The sequence below is a fragment of the Chromohalobacter sp. 48-RD10 genome, assembly GCF_029889785.1.
Lineage (GTDB): Bacteria > Pseudomonadota > Gammaproteobacteria > Pseudomonadales > Halomonadaceae > Chromohalobacter.
This window is the reverse complement of record NZ_JARANX010000005.1, coordinates 100,707-118,077: the sequence shown is the minus strand read 5'-3', so window position 1 is coordinate 118,077 and position 17,371 is coordinate 100,707. Positions and strand designations below refer to the sequence as shown.

At 61.0% G+C, this 17,371-nt stretch carries 16 protein-coding genes and 3 tRNA genes; 3 read left to right on the top strand and 16 right to left on the bottom strand.

Annotated elements, in window-relative coordinates:
- Positions 1-44: 44 nt before the first annotated feature.
- Complete coding sequence (gene aceE, locus OP496_RS07890; RefSeq protein ID WP_280563003.1) at positions 45-2,735, bottom strand: pyruvate dehydrogenase (acetyl-transferring), homodimeric type; 2,691 nt, start codon at positions 2,733-2,735, stop codon at positions 45-47.
- 331 nt (positions 2,736-3,066) lie between these two features.
- Positions 3,067-3,639 (bottom strand): 1,6-anhydro-N-acetylmuramyl-L-alanine amidase AmpD, encoded by a 573-nt coding sequence (ampD, locus tag OP496_RS07885; protein WP_280563002.1) that lies wholly within the window; start codon positions 3,637-3,639, stop codon positions 3,067-3,069.
- A gap of 168 nt (positions 3,640-3,807) precedes the next feature.
- Here ampD and nadC point away from each other — a divergent pair, with 168 nt between their 5' ends.
- The gene (gene nadC / locus OP496_RS07880) at positions 3,808-4,662 is read left to right on the top strand and encodes a carboxylating nicotinate-nucleotide diphosphorylase (protein ID WP_280563001.1); all 855 of its coding nucleotides are present in this window, start codon (positions 3,808-3,810) and stop codon (positions 4,660-4,662) included.
- Between the two features lie 35 nt (positions 4,663-4,697).
- Here nadC and nadA read toward each other — a convergent pair whose 3' ends face one another.
- The 12 genes from nadA to OP496_RS07820 form a co-directional block, all read right to left on the bottom strand.
- Entirely contained in the window at positions 4,698-5,729 is a 1,032-nt protein-coding gene (nadA, locus tag OP496_RS07875) for a quinolinate synthase NadA (protein WP_280563000.1), read from the bottom strand.
- 204 nt (positions 5,730-5,933) lie between these two features.
- A tRNA-Lys gene (locus OP496_RS07870) sits at positions 5,934-6,008 on the bottom strand.
- A 34-nt stretch (positions 6,009-6,042) separates the two neighbouring features.
- A tRNA-Lys gene (locus OP496_RS07865) sits at positions 6,043-6,117 on the bottom strand.
- A gap of 55 nt (positions 6,118-6,172) precedes the next feature.
- A tRNA-Lys gene (locus OP496_RS07860) sits at positions 6,173-6,247 on the bottom strand.
- 68 nt (positions 6,248-6,315) lie between these two features.
- Entirely contained in the window at positions 6,316-7,176 is an 861-nt protein-coding gene (rluB, locus tag OP496_RS07855; protein WP_280562998.1) for a 23S rRNA pseudouridine(2605) synthase RluB, read from the bottom strand.
- The gene (gene scpB, locus OP496_RS07850) at positions 7,173-8,093 is read right to left on the bottom strand and encodes an SMC-Scp complex subunit ScpB (RefSeq protein ID WP_280562997.1); all 921 of its coding nucleotides are present in this window, start codon (positions 8,091-8,093) and stop codon (positions 7,173-7,175) included. The genes rluB and scpB overlap by 4 nt, the downstream gene beginning before the upstream one ends.
- Complete coding sequence (locus OP496_RS07845; protein WP_280563133.1) at positions 8,093-8,965, bottom strand: ScpA family protein; 873 nt, start codon at positions 8,963-8,965, stop codon at positions 8,093-8,095. Before OP496_RS07845 ends, scpB begins: the two co-directional genes overlap by 1 nt.
- Before the next feature lie 153 nt (positions 8,966-9,118).
- Positions 9,119-10,228, bottom strand: a complete 1,110-nt coding sequence (gene pqqE, locus OP496_RS07840; protein ID WP_280562996.1) for a pyrroloquinoline quinone biosynthesis protein PqqE — start codon at positions 10,226-10,228, stop codon at positions 9,119-9,121.
- Positions 10,228-10,509: a pyrroloquinoline quinone biosynthesis peptide chaperone PqqD gene (gene pqqD / locus OP496_RS07835; protein WP_280562995.1), complete on the bottom strand. Its 282-nt coding sequence runs from the start codon at positions 10,507-10,509 to the stop codon at positions 10,228-10,230. The genes pqqE and pqqD overlap by 1 nt, the downstream gene beginning before the upstream one ends.
- Positions 10,510-10,527: 18 nt before the next feature.
- A complete protein-coding gene (gene pqqC, locus OP496_RS07830) occupies positions 10,528-11,289 on the bottom strand; it encodes a pyrroloquinoline-quinone synthase PqqC (RefSeq protein WP_280562994.1) in 762 nt (253 codons plus the stop codon).
- Entirely contained in the window at positions 11,289-12,188 is a 900-nt protein-coding gene (gene pqqB / locus OP496_RS07825; protein ID WP_280562993.1) for a pyrroloquinoline quinone biosynthesis protein PqqB, read from the bottom strand. The genes pqqC and pqqB overlap by 1 nt, the downstream gene beginning before the upstream one ends.
- A 180-nt stretch (positions 12,189-12,368) precedes the next feature.
- Positions 12,369-14,258 (bottom strand): DEAD/DEAH box helicase, encoded by a 1,890-nt coding sequence (locus tag OP496_RS07820; protein ID WP_280562992.1) that lies wholly within the window; start codon positions 14,256-14,258, stop codon positions 12,369-12,371.
- Positions 14,259-14,425: 167 nt separating this feature from the next.
- On the opposite strand from OP496_RS07820, the gene OP496_RS07815 reads away from it, so the two are divergent.
- Both OP496_RS07815 and OP496_RS07810 read left to right on the top strand, forming a co-directional pair.
- Positions 14,426-14,635 (top strand): transposase, encoded by a 210-nt coding sequence (locus OP496_RS07815; protein WP_247619524.1) that lies wholly within the window; start codon positions 14,426-14,428, stop codon positions 14,633-14,635.
- 48 nt (positions 14,636-14,683) lie between these two features.
- The gene (locus OP496_RS07810; protein WP_280562991.1) at positions 14,684-15,001 is read left to right on the top strand and encodes a putative quinol monooxygenase; all 318 of its coding nucleotides are present in this window, start codon (positions 14,684-14,686) and stop codon (positions 14,999-15,001) included.
- Between the two features lie 85 nt (positions 15,002-15,086).
- Here the strand turns inward: OP496_RS07810 and OP496_RS07805 are convergent, their stop codons facing one another.
- Complete coding sequence (locus OP496_RS07805) at positions 15,087-16,142, bottom strand: tartrate dehydrogenase (protein ID WP_280562989.1); 1,056 nt, start codon at positions 16,140-16,142, stop codon at positions 15,087-15,089.
- Between the two features lie 33 nt (positions 16,143-16,175).
- Entirely contained in the window at positions 16,176-17,339 is a 1,164-nt protein-coding gene (locus OP496_RS07800) for a mandelate racemase/muconate lactonizing enzyme family protein (RefSeq protein ID WP_280562987.1), read from the bottom strand.
- Positions 17,340-17,371: the final 32 nt, after the last annotated feature.

Here is a 17,371-nt window from a genome sequence, read left to right as displayed (position 1 = left end):
GCGGCACCTTGATGGGACACTTCAGCCCATGACATCAACGGGGTTCAAGACACCAGCGGGCTGGGCTTGGTGGGGTCGATGTCGTATTTCTTCATGGCATCATTGACGACCTTGGCGTCGATCTCACCGCGGTTGGCCAGCGCACGCAGCGCCTGAATGGTCACGTAGTAGCGGTCGACCTCGAAGAAACGACGCAGCGCGTCACGCGTGTCGGAACGCCCGAAACCATCGGTGCCCAGCACATGGAAGTCGCTCGGCACCCAGGCACGAATCTGATCGGCGTAGAGCTTCATGTAGTCGGTCGAGGCGATAACCGGCCCCTCGACATCTTTCAGCTGCTGTGACACCCACGGCTTCTCACGCTTCTCATCGTAGTCGAGGAACTGCAACCGGTCGTATTCGAGCGCTTCACGACGCAGCTCGTTGAAGCTGGTCACACTCCACACATCGGCGACGACGTCGTGCTCGTTCGCCAGCATCTCGGCGGCGGCTTCGACCTCGCGCAGAATCGTCCCGCTGCCCATGAGCTGAGCGCGTGGCTGCTTCTTGCGGCCGTCCTTCTTGCCTTCCTGAAGCAGATACATGCCGCGAACGATGCCCTCTTCGCTGCCCTTCGGCATTTCCGGATGCGGGTAGTTCTCGTTCATCACGGTCAGATAGTAGAAGCAGTTTTCCTTGTCCTGGAACATGCGCTTCAGACCATCCTGCATGATCACCGCGACCTCGTGGCCATAGCACGGGTCATAGGCACGGCACGACGGCACGGCCGACATCAGGATGTGGCTGTGGCCGTCCTGATGCTGCAGGCCCTCGCCGTTGATAGTCGTGCGTCCGGCAGTACCGCCAATCATGAAGCCGCGCGCCTGCAGATCACCGGCGGCCCAGATCAGGTCACCGACACGCTGATAACCGAACATCGAGTAATAGACGTAGAACGGAATCAACGGCAGGTGGTGGTTGGAATAAGCCGTCGCTGCTGCAATCCAGGCGGAAATGGAACCGGCTTCGGTGATGCCTTCCTCGAGGATCTGACCCTTCTGGTCCTCGCGGTAGTACATGATCTGGCCGGCATCCGTGGGCTCATACTTCTGTCCTTCGGCGGCGTAGATACCCAACTGGCGGAACATGCCTTCCATCCCGAAGGTACGCGCTTCGTCGGGAATGATCGGTACCACGCGCGAGCCCAGTTGCTTGTTCTTGACCAGGCCGTTGAGCACACGCACGAAGGACATGGTGCTGGACACTTCGCGGTCGCCAGAGCCCTTGAGCTGGCTGGCGAACATCTTGTCGTCGAGCCCGGGAATCTCGAGTGCCTCGAAGTCGTTCTTGCGCGCCGGCAAGAAGCCGCCGAGCTTCTCGCGCTGGAGATGCAGATACTTCATCTCCGGGCTATCGTCGTCAGGCTTATAGTAAGGGATGTCACCGCTTTCGATCTGCTCGTCAGAAATCGGCACGCCGAAACGATCGCGAAACGCCTTGAGGGCTTCGTTATCCATCGACTTGATCTGGTGCGCTTCCATGTCAGCTTCGCCGCTGCCGCCGCCCATGCCATAGCCCTTGACGGTGTGCGCCAGGATCACGGTAGGACGATTGCCGGCATTGTTGACCGCTTCATGGTAGGCCGCGTAGATCTTCTGCGGATCGTGACCGCCACGATTGAGACGGAAGATCTGCTCGTCGGAGTAGTCCTTGACCATCTCCGCCGTTTCATCGTATTTACCGAAGAACTGATCGCGAGTGTACTTGCCACCCTGAGCCTTGTAGTTCTGGTACTCGCCGTCGACCGCCTCGTCCATGCGCTTTTGCAGCATGCCCTTGGTGTCCTGTTCGAACAGCGGGTCCCACTGACCACCCCAGACGACCTTGATCACGTTCCAACCGGCACCGCGGAAGACCCCTTCGAGCTCGTCGATGACGCGCGAATTGCCGCGTACCGGCCCATCGAGACGCTGCAGGTTGCAGTTGATGACGAAGATCAGATTATTGAGCTTCTCGCGGCTGGCCAGATGCAGCGCGCCCAGCGATTCCGGCTCGTCGCACTCGCCGTCGCCGAGGAAGGCCCAGACCTTGCGGTCCTGCATGTCCTCGAGCTCACGCGAATGCAGGTACTGCATCACGTGGGCCTGGTAGATCGCCTGGATCGGCCCCAGTCCCATGGAGACCGTGGGGAACTGCCAGTAATCCGGCATCAGATACGGGTGCGGGTAGGACGGCAGGGCCTCGCCGTCGACTTCCTGACGGAAGTTATCCATCTGCTCCTGCGTCAGACGGCCTTCCAGGAACGAGCGAGCATAGATACCCGGCGTGACGTGCCCCTGGATATACAGCAGGTCGCCCTTGTGGTCACCGTTATCGGCACGGAAGAAGTGGTTGAAACCGACTTCATAAAGCGTGGCACTGGACTGATAACTGGCGATATGACCGCCCAGGCCCTTGTGCTTCTTGTTGGCACGCAACACCTGCACCATCGCGTTCCAACGAATCGCCGAACGAATCTTGCGCTCGATGAACATATCGCCGGGCATCTTGGCTTCACGATGCACCGGGATGGTATTGCGATGCGGCGTGGTCCCGGAAAAGGGGGGTGAAGAGCCATCGCGACGCAGACGATCCGCCAAGCGGCTCATGATGTAACGAGCGCGCTCTTCGCCCTCATGCTCGATGACCGAGGCCAAGGAATCCAGCCATTCCGTGGTTTCGATCGGATCGAGATCGTTTTTTGCCTCCAGACTCATAGACGTCTCTCCGAATGAAGATTGTATGTCGGTCATGGCCCGTCGCGATGGGGCCTGTGGCGCTCTTCAGTGCGGGCGCGACCTTCTTTGGGTCGTGTCTCCGAGAAAACTTTCTGTAATTTCCTTACAGCGGGGCGTGCAAGACGCACGAATTCAGGTCACGACGATACCGCAAACGCTGTCTGCTGCCAATTCGATAGGCCGCAAGCGGCCTACAAAAGACATATTGCCCATGCCCGCTAAAGACTTATTGCCCATGTCCGCTTAGGCCATCCCGCAGGAATTCGACAAAGGTTTACACGAGGTAGTGAATTTACACGCATGCGGTACTTCAGGACGCCGTGCCCACTACCTCCTCGAGACAACGGTAAAAATAGACCCAGTCAAAGGCCGGGCCAGGATCGGTCTTGCGCAACGGCGCGATACGCGCATGGCTGGTGATCCGCTCGCCACTCAAGGCAGGATATTGCGCTCGCAAGGCACTGAACACACGCACCAGGCAGCGATACTGCGCGTCACGATAAGCATGAATGTCATCGCCCTCCAACTCGATACCGATACTGAAGTCGTTGAGTTCACGACGTTCACGCTGGCCATCCCACCAGCGCGAGCGACCGGCATGCCAGGCGCACCGGTCGAACCCCACGAACTGCACCGCCTCGCCGTCGCGACGAATCAGCACATGCGCCGAGACCCGCAAGGTGTGAATCGTACCAAAGTAAGGATGCGCGGCGGGATCGAGACGATTGGTAAACAAACGCTCGATGGCATCGCCACCGAAGTGTCCCGGCGGCAGGCTGATGGCATGCAGCACCAATGCCGACACCTCCCCTTCGGGGCGCACGTTCTGATTGGGCGAGACAACATGTCGCGCCGTCGTGAGCCAGTGATTGTCGACCCGCATGCCTGCTCCTATCTTGTCGGGGCGTATTTCCCTAAAAGTACGCCTCGAAACGTACTTCTCGGGACGTACTTGTCGGAATCCGCCCGGATGGCCAGCATACCCCTGACCGAATCGCCGTGATCCCGATATAATGTTCCTATTGTCGCACATCAAAGAAAGGCGCCTGACATGCAATATCGCGAAGCTCTCGCGGAGGATATCCGCACCAGTGCTGCCCGCCTGCTGGCCGAGGACGTCGGCCCCGGCGACATCACTGCACAGCTGATTCCCGCCAAGCAATGGGCCTGGGCACGCGTCGCGGCCCGCGAGGACGCGGTGCTATGCGGGATGGCCTGGGTCGACGAGCTTTATCGGCGTCTCGACCCAAGCGTCAAGCTACATTGGCATGCCGCCGATGGCGATGCCCTGGCGCCCGAGGAGACATTTCTCGAACTGGAAGGCCCTGCGCGCAGCCTGCTGACCGGAGAGCGAGCAGCCCTCAACCTGCTGCAGACACTCTCAGGTACGGCGACGCGCACACGCGATTACAGGGCGTGGGTCGCCGACACCGGTGTGGCACTGCTGGATACGCGCAAGACCCTGCCCGGCCTGCGCCTGGCGCAGAAATACGCCGTCACCTGCGGTGGCGGCCATAACCACCGCCTCGGGCTACACGACGCCTTTTTGATCAAGGAAAACCATATCGCCGCCTGTGGCGATATTGCCAAAGCCGTCACCACCGCGCGCCGCATCGCCAGCGACCTGCCGGTGGAAGTAGAAGTAGAAACGCTCGACGAGCTCGACGCCGCACTCTCCGCCGGCGCAGACACCATCATGCTCGACAACTTCGATCTCGAGACGCTGCGCGAGGCAGTCGCACGTACGGCTGGACGCAGCCGCCTGGAAGCCTCCGGCAATGTCAGCGAGGCCACCCTGCGTGATATCGCCGAAACCGGGGTCGACTGCATCTCCATCGGCGCGCTGACCAAGGACGTCAAAGCCGTCGACCTATCGATGCGCGTCGTGCGTACCGAAATGCTTTGACGGTCCTCATACGGCCGTTGATTGACCTGGCGGGCTCAGCGACCGAACGTCAGCATCCGCTCCAGGGGCTTGAGGGCCCGCTGGCGCAGCCCCGCCTCGATGTGAATCTCGCCACCGCCTTCACTAAGAGCGCGTTCGAGGCGATCCAGGTCATTCATCGCCATCCACGGGCAGTGCGCGCAACTCTGGCAGGTCGCGCCGTTGCCCGCCGTAGGCGCCTCGAAAAGCGTTTTGTCCGGGACCGCCTGCTGCATCTTGTAGAAGATGCCGCGGTCGGTGGCCACGATCAGGCGCTGTTGGTCGAGTTCGCGTGCAGCCTTGATCAGCTGCGAGGTCGAGCCCACTACGTCGGCCAGCTCGATCACCCCCATCGGCGACTCCGGATGCACCAGCAAGGCGGCGTCGGGGTAAACCTTCTTGAGATCCCGCACACCCTGGGCCTTGAACTCCTCGTGCACGATGCAGGCGCCATCCCAAAGCAGCATGTCGGCGCCGGTACGCTCGCGGATATAACGTCCCAGGTGCTTGTCCGGCGCCCACAGGATCTTTTCGCCGCAGGCCTGGAGATGCTCGATGACCTCGACCGCGATCGACGAGGTCACTACCCAATCCGCGCGCGCCTTGACCGCCGCCGAGGTATTGGCATAGACCACGACCGTACGGTCGGGATGCGCATCGCAGAACGCCGCGAACTCATCCGCCGGACAGCCGTCATCCAGCGAGCAGGTCGCTTCCAGCGTGGGCATCAGCACTGTTTTCTCGGGGGACAGGATCTTGGCGGTCTCACCCATGAAGCGGACGCCCGCCACCACCAGGGTCGTGGCCGAGTGCCGAGCGCCGAAGCGCGCCATCTCCAAGGAATCGGCCACACAGCCGCCGCTTTCCTCGGCCAACTGCTGAATGGCATCGTCGGTGTAGTAATGCGCCACCAGGGTGGCATTACGCTCGCGCAGCAAACGCTTTATCGTGTCGGTCTGCGCACGTGCCTGTGCACTCGGCGCGACCGGAGAATACGCCCGGACCAACGGCGACGCCGCTTCGGGCGCTTTCGGTGTCATGATCGTCATCGTGTCTACCACTGTGACTGGCAGGGGCTCCCCCTGCATAACGAGAAGCGTCGCGCCGCGATCTCTTCGCGGACACAGCGCACCCGACTTCATGATACTGCCCGTCGATGCCGGCTTGCCAGCCTTGTGCTCGCACGCATGTCATCATCGTCGCAGGCGCCCAGAACGCAAAAACCCCGCCTCATGCGAGGCGGGGTTGAATGCTGGTGGGTCGTGTAGGATTCGAACCTACGACCAATTGGTTAAAAGCCAACTGCTCTACCACTGAGCTAACGACCCATAACTTGCCCGTTCAGACAGTTGTCGGCGGCAATGGTGGGTCGTGTAGGATTCGAACCTACGACCAATTGGTTAAAAGCCAACTGCTCTACCACTGAGCTAACGACCCGCCGCCGGGTCTTCGAAACGTACCTTGCACCACGCCATTCAAGGACGCTTGCCAATGGTGGGTCGTGTAGGATTCGAACCTACGACCAATTGGTTAAAAGCCAACTGCTCTACCACTGAGCTAACGACCCGTCTCGATAGGGCGCACATAGTACTGATAATACTCGACATTGACAAGATTTTTTTGCTGAAAAGCCGCTCACCGCGAGCGCCGCGAGCTCTTCGGCTTGCGCATGGCATTGACCGGGCGACGCTTGTTCTTGTCGCGGCTCCAGCGATTCTTCTCGTCGGGTGTCAACGCGGGTACCTTGCGCGCCGACAGACCTGCCAATTGCGCCAGGTCGTCTACTTCTTCCTGGGACAGCTCGACCCACTCCCCCGCCTTGGCGCGTTTATCGAGAAAGATATTGCCGTAACGAACGCGTTTAAGGCGGCTCACCGTGAGCTCTTGCGACTCCCAGAGACGCCGCACCTCGCGATTGCGCCCCTCGAGAATCACCACGTGGAACCACGTATTGATGCCTTCGCCGCCGAACTCCTGAACATCGGTGAAACGCGCCGGACCATCTTCAAGCATCACTCCCTCGGTCATGGCGGTCACGTTCTCCGGACGAACGCCGCCCATCACGCGTACCGCGTATTCACGCTCGACCTGCGTGGAGGGATGCATCAAGCGGTTCGCGAGTTCGCCGTCAGTGGTAAATAACAACAAACCGCTGGTATTGATATCCAGGCGACCGATGGCGATCCAACGCTCTCCCTTGAGGCGCGGCAAACGATCGAAGACAGTCCGCCGTCCTTCGGGATCGCGGCGCGTGCACAACTCGCCCTCAGGCTTGTTGTACATGATGACGCGCCGCGGCACTTCCTCGGCATCGCGCAGATTGACGGAGCGCTCGTCGAGGGTGACCCGGTCACGCGTCTCGATGCGATCGCCCAGTGTCGCGACCTGACCATTGACCTTGACGCGGCCATCGCTGATGGCGGTTTCCATCTCACGGCGCGAGCCGAAGCCCGCACGGGCCAGTACCTTCTGCAATTTTTCGGTAGGCGTGTTCATGAATCGAACGTTGTCTCGTCTGTTGAATGTTCCGCGTCCGCCGCGTCCAAAGCGTTGTCGTCACCCTCGGTAGACGACGCCCCGGCTTCCTCTTCCCGTCGGCGGGCGCGTTCAGCCAGGCGAGCTTCGAGCTCAGCGAAGCTCACTCCCGACCGCTCGGACGCCGTCCCGGCGTGCTGATCGTCGGCCGTCCCGGCCGTCGTCGTATCTGTCGTCTCTATCGCGTCTGACTCGGTCTCGGATGGCGACGTTGCCTGCGACGCCCCCTCTACCGGTGACGTATTCTCGACGTTATCGGCGTGACTGTCACGCGCCGATGGATGATCCGCCTCATCCTGACCCAGCGTTTCCTTATCGTGCCCGAGAGCCTCCTCAAAACGCGTCTCGAATTCCTTGAGTTCGTGCATCGGCGGCAAGGCATCGAGGGTCTTGAGGCCGAAGTCGTCGAGAAAGGCACGCGTGGTGGCATAGACCGAGGGCCGCCCCGGCACGTCACGCTGTCCCACGACGCGGATCCATCCCCGCTCGGTCAAGGTACGCATGATCGAACTGCTCACCGAGACCCCGCGTACCTCCTCGATATCGCCACGGGTGACGGGTTGACGATAGGCGATCAGCGCCAAGGTCTCCAGCAGCGCACGCGAATAGCGTTGCGGCTTTTCATCCCACAGTCGCGATATCCACGGAGAAAAATGGGCACGAATACGCACTTGAAACCCAGATGCGGTCTCGATGAGTTCCAGAGCGCTATGCTCGAGGCGTTCGCCCAGGCGCGCCAAGGCATCGCGCAGCTCACCGCGCGATGGGCGCTCACGCTCGTAGAACAGACTCTCCAGGCGTTCGGCGGTCAGCGGTGCGCCAGCGGCCAGCAACGCCGCTTCGCAGACTTCGTCGAGAGACGTCGGCGCCTCGTTCATCAGGGGTCCTCTTCGGCATCGGCGAAGGCGCTTTCTCCGCCATCGCCATCATCCGTCGCAGCGGTGTCGTCAACCGCCTCGGCCACTAGCCGGGCTCGCACATGAATCGGCGACAGCGGCGCGTTCTGCGCGATCTCGATCATCGCCTCCTTGGCCAGCTCGAGAATCGCCATGAAGGTCACCACCACGCCCGCACGCCCTTCCTCAAGCGTGAACAACGCCTCAAACGGGGTATAACGTTGGCCGTCCAACTGCTCCATGACACGTAACATGCGCTCGCGGGTGGATAGCACCTCGCGGCTGATCTGGTGAGACTGCTGAAACTCGGCCCGCTTGAGCAATCCCGACAGGGCATGCAGAAGCTCATCCAGCTCGACCTTGGGATGAACCACTCGGGTCTCGAGCGTGGGCAGCGCAGCCTGCGCCGCTACCCAATCACGCCCTTCGCGCGGCAATTCACCCAGCCCCTCGGCGGCCAGCTTCAACTGCTCGTACTCCTGCAGGCGGCGGATAAGCTCGGCGCGCGGATCTTCGGCATCCTCGTCCTCGCCCTTGGGCGGACGCGGCAACAACGTGCGCGACTTGATCTCCGCCAGCATCGCCGCCATCAGCAAATACTCGCCGGCCAGATCGATCTCCAACGCACGCATCAGCTCGACGTATTCGATGTACTGATGCGTGATGGCCGCTACGTCGATGCCCAGGATGTCGAGGTTCTGACGCCGAATCAGGTACAGCAATAAATCCAGCGGCCCTTCGAAGGTTTCGAGAAAGACGCGCAACGCCTCGGGCGGAATGTAGAGATCTTCCGGCAGCTCGGTGATGGGCTGATCGTGCAGGCGCGCCAACACCGCTGCTTGGGACGCGGCCAAGGTGGTATCGGCACTGACAGGCTCGGCGGTATCACTCACGCGTAACGCTCTCCTCGACTGCGCCTCACGGCGCGACCTTCGACAAACACGCAGTGTAGCAAGGCCACCGGGAGGCGAACACGCCCGCGGCACGCAAGACGTGCCAGTGGACCGTCAGGCGCCCTGGGTCGTTCGCGCAAAGCGCCGATAGGTAAAGTCGGCATCCCCTGCGGCATCGAGCACCGCCAAGGTCTGGACCTCGTCGTGATAAGGCGATTTTTCGCACACTGGGTCCATCTGCGCCGCATCGCCGGTAAGCATCAGCGCCTGACAACGGCAGCCGCCCCAATCGATTTCCTTGCGCTCGCAGCTCTGGCACGTTTCGGGCATCCAGTCGGTACCGCGATAGGCGTTGAAGGCAGGGCTGTCGTACCAGATTTCTCTCAGCCCATGATCCGCAACATTCCAGAACTCCAGATGCGGGATCGTTTCCGCCGCATGGCACGGCAGCACTTTACCCGATGGCGTCACATTAAGTGACTGGCGTCCCCAGCCATTCATGCAGGGCTTAGGAAACCGCGCATGGTAATCCGGCACCACGGCGTCGATGACGAGACGTCCTTGCAGGCGCTCACGCGCCGCCTCGACGCGTTCGACGGCCGCCATGACCTGCTCGCGACTTGGCATCAAAGCCGCGCGATTGACGAGCGCCCAGCCATAATACTGGGCGTGGGCAATCTCAAGGCGTCGCGCGCCGAGCTCTAGCGCCAGCTCGACGAAGTCATCGATCTGATGCAGGTTGGCTCGATGAATCACCGCGTTAAGCGTCAACGGCAGCCCGATATCCGTCACCTCGGCGGCGAAGGCGCGCTTGCGTGCATGCGCGCCGGCCATGTTGGCGATATGATCCGTTACCTCAGGCGTGGCGCCTTGTACCGACAATTGCACGTGGTCCAGGCCCGCATCCGCCAGCGTCTCCAACCGGGCACGGTTGATGTTGACGCCCGCAGTAATCAAATTGGAATACAAGCCCGCGTCCGCGCAGGCCTGTACCAATTCAGGTAAGTCCGGGCGCAGGGCCGGCTCGCCTCCCGAAAGATGAACCTGCAATACGCCAAGTTCAGCCGCATCGGCAAAGACCCGCTGCCAGGTCGCGGTATCAAGCTCTTGGCGGCGGCGCTCCAGCGCCACCGGGTTGGAGCAATACGGACACTGCAGCGGACAGCGATGTGTCAACTCCGCCAGCATGCCCATGGGCGGCTGGGGAACCTCGGGCGACGCCATTACATAACCTCCAGCACACGCTTTTCGACCAGCCCCGCGAACATGCTCGTCACGTCCTCGGCAATACGCTCGCGCGGCGCTTGATAAGTGTCGCACAGCCTATCGATGATCGTGCCGACACTACGCTCGCCGTCCACTTCGCTGACCACCGTTTGCGCGATACCATCGAGCTGGAAGACGCGCTCAGGGGCCAACAGTACCCAACCGCCCCGCTGTTTGTCTTCTCGTAGCCTGACACCACGCGGCAGGCGCACGATATCGCTTTCCTGAATCGCTGTCATAACGTCTTCTTCATATCTCTATCGGTCACCGGCCGTGTCGCCCCATGCGCCGGGGGGCACATGACCGGGGGCAACATAGGCATGATGAAGGGCATCCAATTGGGTCCACAGCACATTGCACTTGAAGATCAACGCATCGAGCACCGCCTGCTGCTGGTCGAGTCGCCGCGCGTGGCGCTTGACGTAATCGAGCGCCATATCAGCATCCCGCGGGGCCTGGCTCAGGCGCGGCTCGAAATAGGCCAGGGTCTCGGCGGAGACAAAATCGTAGTGCTCGAGCATGCCGCTGACGCGCTGACCGATCACCTTCGGGGAAAACAACTCGGTCAGTGAAGACGCGATGGCTTCCAACACGCTGCGCTCGCGCACGAAATGGAGGTAGGCATCCACCGCGAAACGCGTGGCCGGCAATATGTGCCGCGTCGAGACGACCATGTCGCGGTCGAGGCCTAGCCCATCGGTGAGCATCAACCAGCGGGCGATACCGCCTTCACCTTCGGCTTCGCCATCATGATCCACCAGACGCGAGCGCCATTCGCGGCGCAGCGCCGGATCGTCAAGGCGCGCGATCAGCGATGCATCCTTGTGCGGGATCATGGCTTGGTAGTAATAGCGATTGAGCGCCCAGGCCTGCACCTGACGGCGATCAAGCTCGCCGTTCTGCAACATCAACTGAAAGGGATGCCGGTGGTGGTAACGCTGCTCACCAATGCTGCGCAGACGAGCTTCCAGGGCCTCTGCGCTCAATGGTTCTCGCAGCGGCGCGTCGATATCGTTCATCAGCACTCCAGTTCCATGCCGTCATGGGCGATTTCCCATCCCATCCGCGCCGCTTCCCGGCGCTCGGGTGAGTCATCGATCAATACCGGATTGGTATTGTTAATATGCAGGAAGACACGCCGGCCAAGCGAGGTCGACGACAATGTCGCCATACTACCCGTTTCGCCGGACATCGCCATGTGCCCCATGCGCTGCCCTGTCTTGTGGCCGACCCCAGCGCGGATCATCTCGTCGTCACGCCACAAGGTGCCATCGAACAGCAGTACATCGGCCCCTTCGAGACGCGCCGCCAACGCGGGCGTCATCGCCGCGCAGCCGGGAATGTAATACGTACGACGACCTGCGGCGCGAAACTCGATGCCCACGGTCGCTTCGCCCTCGGCGCCAATGTCTACCTGATCACCTTCCAGGTACAACGCCGTCTTGCCCGGCACCGCAAACATGCGTGCCTCCAGCCCTTCGGCAAGCATCAGAGGCTGCTCCAACGCCACCGACACACGCTCGACGTAATCCGGATTGAGCACATTGAAAATCGGACTGTCACGCAACACGGCCTGGATTTCCGCCGTGGCATACAACCGGTAGGGAGAGCTTTCACGCAGACTCAACAAGCCGCCGACATGATCCACATCGGCATTGGTCAGCAGGATCGACGCAATGGGCGTGTGGCGACTTCCCTGTTGGGGAAAGAGCGCCGGCGTCCGGCGTATCTGTGTCAGCACCTCGGGCGCGCAATTGATCAAGGCCCACGAGCGACCATCGGCACTGACGGCAATGGAGGATTGTGTTCGCGATGTGACGCGTGGATCGCCCGACCACGCCAACCGACATACTTCACAGCGGCAATTCCATTGGGGCAGACCGCCACCGGCGGCCGCCCCGAGTACACGAATATACAAAGCCGCCTCAGAATTCGGCGGGCATGTAATCGTTGATTTCCAGCGCGATGCAGATCTCTTTGACTGTCGGAGTGGTCCAAGTCATGTCATTTCTCCACTAGTGAGTTTGCCCTTTCATCATAACCCCTTGATAGCACTATCGCATTAGCAACTACCAAGAATGCGTATATTGAGGGCGCATCATCCATCGGCCTTGCGATAGCGTCCTTTATAGTCGAAGAGCTTGTCGCGGATCTGCCAGTAACGACCGACCTTGCGTCCCACGACGAAGTCCGGAGCCTTGAGCCGCTGCTCGTCGGCGATGACCTCATCCGCCGAGCGTGGCTGCCAGTCGCTGCCCGGCGCGCGCAGGTGGTAACGCAAGAACGCCAGCGTGAAGGCGCGACGCTGCTCGGGTGTCTCCAGTGCGAACCATTCGTCGAGCGTAGCGCCGTCCTCATCGTGATAGGTCACCTTCAAGCGCGGCATCCCCCGCCCGTTGAGCACCGCTTGCAGCTGCATGCCCGACACGCGCAGCACCTTGGCTTCCTTGAGTCGCAGGGCTGCCTTGAGCTTATCATCGGGATCGACCATGCGCTCGCCGCATTGATGGCAAGCCCGCGCGGCGATGTCGTTTTCCGCGCCGCACTGATCGCATACCTTGAAGCGAAAGCGAAACGCGCATTGCTCCATCACCGATGCGTCAGGGTTCGGTTCTGAGTCATTCGCGCGGGGTCGGGCGCGATGATTTGAGTCGTTCGCGTGGTGGCGGGCGCGATGAGAAAAAACCAGACCTTGGCAGCGGCGGCCGTGATGCTCGATGACCAGATCGCCATCGCGCTTGCCCCAGAACAGGTTGGCATGACCACACTCAGGGCATTCCACCTGGACCGGTTCAGCGTCTGAATCCGGGCGCGGTTCGCCGACTTCCGGCGCGTATAGATCCCAGGGGTTGCCAGCGTAATCGAGGATCAGACAGTCTTCCTTGCCAGGGGACAAGCGCAACCCACGCCCGACGATCTGCTGATACAGACTGACGGATTCCGTGGGCCGCAGGATGGCGATCAAATCCACGTGTGGCGCGTCGAATCCGGTCGTGAGCACCGCCACGTTGACGAGATACTTAATTTCGCGCGCCTTGAAGGACGCAAGCAAGCGCTCGCGTTCCTTCGTGGGCGTCGAGCCGACGATCAACGCCGCCTGCTCGGCCGGTAGGTAACCGACGATTTCCTCGGCATGAGCCACAGTGGCCGCGAAGATCATCACGCCACACCGCTCGCGCGCCTGCTCGACAACCTCGGCGATGATACCCGGCGTCGCCCGATGCCCCTGAACGACGCGATTCAACTCGGCTTCCTCGAAGCCGCCATCGCGTCCTGGTACCAGGCGCGAGAAATCGTAACGGGTCTGCCGACCATCCTCGGCATAGAGCGCCGCATCCACGCGCTTGGGCGCGACCAGGTAGCCCTGCTTGACCATCAGCCGCAGCGGCTGCTCAAACACACAATCCTGAAAGAAACTCTCGGCGTCACCACGCACCATGCCATGATGATGGCGGTGATAGATGAAGCCTTGCCCTAGGCGATACGGCGTCGCGGTCAGCCCCAGCACCTTGAGACGCGGATTGTGCTTGCGCAGATGCGCGATCACGCGATGATAGCTCGACGACGCCTTGCTGTGGCGGGCATCGTCGCTGGCTGGCGGAGGAATGCGGTGGCATTCGTCGATGACCAGCAGGGTGAACGCGCCCCACTCGTCGTGCGCCTCGAAACGCGCCAGGCTATTGACCACGGACTGCACCGAGCCGAAGACCACCTGACGTTCGCTCTCTTTACGCCCTAAGCCAGCACTGAATAAATCCGCCTCCAGACCGTAAGCCAGGTACTTGGCATGGTTCTGCTCGACCAGCTCGCGCACGTGGGCCAGCACCAGTACCCGCCCTCGCGCCAGACGCGCCAGCTCGGCAATCACCAGTGACTTGCCACTACCGGTCGGCAGCACCACCACGGCCGGATCATCGCTCGCGCGAAAGTGCTCGACGACCCGGGACACGGCCTGTTGCTGGTAAGGACGAAGCGAGGGCGCGCTCATGGCAGACTTCCAATCGAATCAAAAGGCGCATCCTACCACCGGCGACAAGATCGGCCAGATGGCAAAACAGACCTTGATCTCGCTCCTCCGCGCCCCGACCTCATTAAAAAGGCGCGGATGACAACGATCACCCCGTATCGTATTAACGTTTCCAGCCAGGAGGCCCCATGCAAGCACCAAGCAGTCCCGATTGTCCTGAATGCGGTAGTCGCGCCAAGCGCTTCCCTCCCGGTCGCGAGGGCCAATATCATGTCTTTTGTAAAAAATGCGACCATGATTTCGGGCGTTATGACCGCCTCGTCGCCGACTACCGTCATCTTCTCGACGACCTGGAAGCCCATCTCGGAACCTCGGACAACGCGCCACGAGACATCTGAGACTGTTATCGGCACTCTTCACTGACATCCGTTATTCGGAGATCCTTCATGTCCTCGACTCAATCCCATTTCGTGGTGCTTGCCGAATTCCATCTCAAGGAAGGCCAGATCCCCGCGTTTCTCGCCTTGGCGCACAACGACGCCAACGAATCCCTGGCCAACGAGGAAGGCTGCCTGGCCTTCGACGTGCTCACGCCGGAAGGCAGCGACAATGTCGTCGTACTGCACGAAGTCTATCGCGACCGCGACGCCTTCGAACATCACATGCAGATGCCCCACTACGCGCCCTTCAAGGAAGGCAGCGCGCCGCTACTCGATGGCGAGCCAAACGTGCGCTTCTTCTATACGGCCATCCGTCCCGAATGAGCGATGATTTCAGTTGAGGCGTCACGCAAGACCGCAGCGCCGATGTTTACTCGGGCTGCGGTCTTGTCGCTATTTTGGCGGAGCATCAACTCAATTCATTCAATACCGCCTGGGTTATCTCATGTGTCGTTGAAGCACCACCCACATCCCGGGAATGGACACCGGAGCGCGTCAAGCGCTCGATAGCCGCCATCAGTCGCTCGGCGGCCGTGGTTTCTCCCAAGTGCTCGAGCATCATGACTGCCGTCCAAAAGGCGCCCACGGGGTTGGCGATGCCTTGGCCAGCGATATCGAAGGCCGAGCCGTGGATCGGCTCGAACATGGAGGGAAAGCGGCGCTCGGGATTCAGGTTCGCGGTCGGTGCAATGCCCAGGCTTCCCGTCAGCGCCGCCGCCAGGTCGGAAATGATATCGGCGTGCAGGTTGGTCGCCACCACGGTATCCAGCGTGTCCGGCTTGAGCACCATGCGCGTGGTCACGGCATCGACGAGCTCACGGTCGATCTTGACGTCGGGGTAATCCTCGGCCACCTCAAAGAACACCTCATCCCACAGCACCATACCGTGCCGCTGAGCATTGGATTTGGTCACCAGGGTCAACATCTTGCGCGGCCGACTTCGGGCCATCTCGAAGGCAAAGCGATGGATGCGCTCCACCCCCTTGCGCGAGAAGATCGACACCTCGGTGCCGATTTCTTCCGGCAGGCCGCGATGTACCCGTCCTCCATTACCGGAATACTCGCCTTCGCTGTTCTCGCGGATGATCACCCAGTCGATCTTGTCGGCGTCCTGCAACCGGCTACCGATCCCCGACAATAACCGAGCGGGACGCACGTTGGCATACTGATCGAATCCCTGGCAGATCGCTAGACGCAAATCCCACAACGAGACATGGTCCGGCACACGCTGACTGCCCACCGCGCCGAAATAGATGGCATCGAAAGTGGCCAGTTCTTCCAGGCCACCCTCGGGAATATAGCGGCCATGCTCCAGATAATAGTCGGAGCTCCACGGGAAATCGCTAAAGGCGAAGCTCAACTCGCCGCTTTTCTCCGCCAGGGCCTGCAGGACCTGCTTGCCCGCCTCGATGACCTCGACGCCGATGCCGTCTCCAGGAATCACGGCGATCTTGTGATGACGCATGGTGAATATCCTCTGCTGCAATTGACCCAAGACTTATAGATGGGTGTGGAAGACCTTCATCAACTCGGCCTTGTCCTCGAAACCAATGCCCGGCATGGCCGGCATGGCCACATAGCCGTTCTCGACCGGCGTGGAATCGGCGAAACCGCCGAAGGGCGCAAAGACTCGAGGATAGGATTCGTTGCCACCCAACTTGAGGCCGGCAGCGATATTGAGGGCAAACTGATGCCCTCCGTGGGGAATGCATTGACGAGTCGACCAGCCGCGAATATGCAACTCGTCCAGCATGCGCAGGTATTCCACTAGTCCATACGACAGCACCGGATCCATCTGCAGAATGTCGCGATCGGGACGCATCCCTCCATGGCGCAGCAGGTTGCGTACATCCTGATGAGAGAACAGGTTCTCCCCCGTCGCGGTCGGACCGGCATAGTGTTCGCATAGCTGGCGCTGCAGGGCGTAGTCGAGCGGGTCGCCGGCTTCCTCGTACCAGCGCACCCCATAGGGGGCCAAGCCATCGGCGAAGTCCAGCGTATTCTGCAGGTCGAAGCGGCCATTGGCATCCACCGCCAGACGCGACGCGTCCCCCACCACCTCGAGCGCCGCCTCGACACGTGCCAAATCCTCTTTCAGCGGCACACCGCCGATTTTCATTTTGGTGGCCACGTAGCCCATTTCCAGGTAATCGCGCATCTCCTCCTGAAGCCCCTGGATTTCCTTGCCAGGATGGTAATAACCGCCAGCAGCGTAGACTGAGACACCGCTATCCACCTCGCCGTCACCGAAGCGTTCGGCCAATAGCTGCGCCAGCGGCTTGTTCTCGACCTTGGCCACGATGTCCCAGATCGCCATGTCGATGATGCCCACCGCTACCGAGCGCTCGCCGTGACCGCCCGGTTTCTCGTTGGCCATAAGCGTCGCCCAGACCTTGAATGGATCGAGGTTGTGGCCACTGTCATCGAGCAATGACGCGGGGTCCGCCTCCTCCAGGCGGGGCAGGAAACGCTCTCTCAGCAAGCCACTCTGGGCATAGCGCCCGTTCGAATTGAAGCCATACCCCACGACCTGCCGGCCATCGACCTTGGTGTCGGTGTAGATTGCCAGGATGGACACATCCATCTTGGCGAATGAAATGTAGGCATTGGCGATATCGGACGCGATCGAGACCCGCGCTTCCTTGATGTCGGTGATTCGCATGTTCTCTCCTTGTCTTGAGGCCACCATTGTTC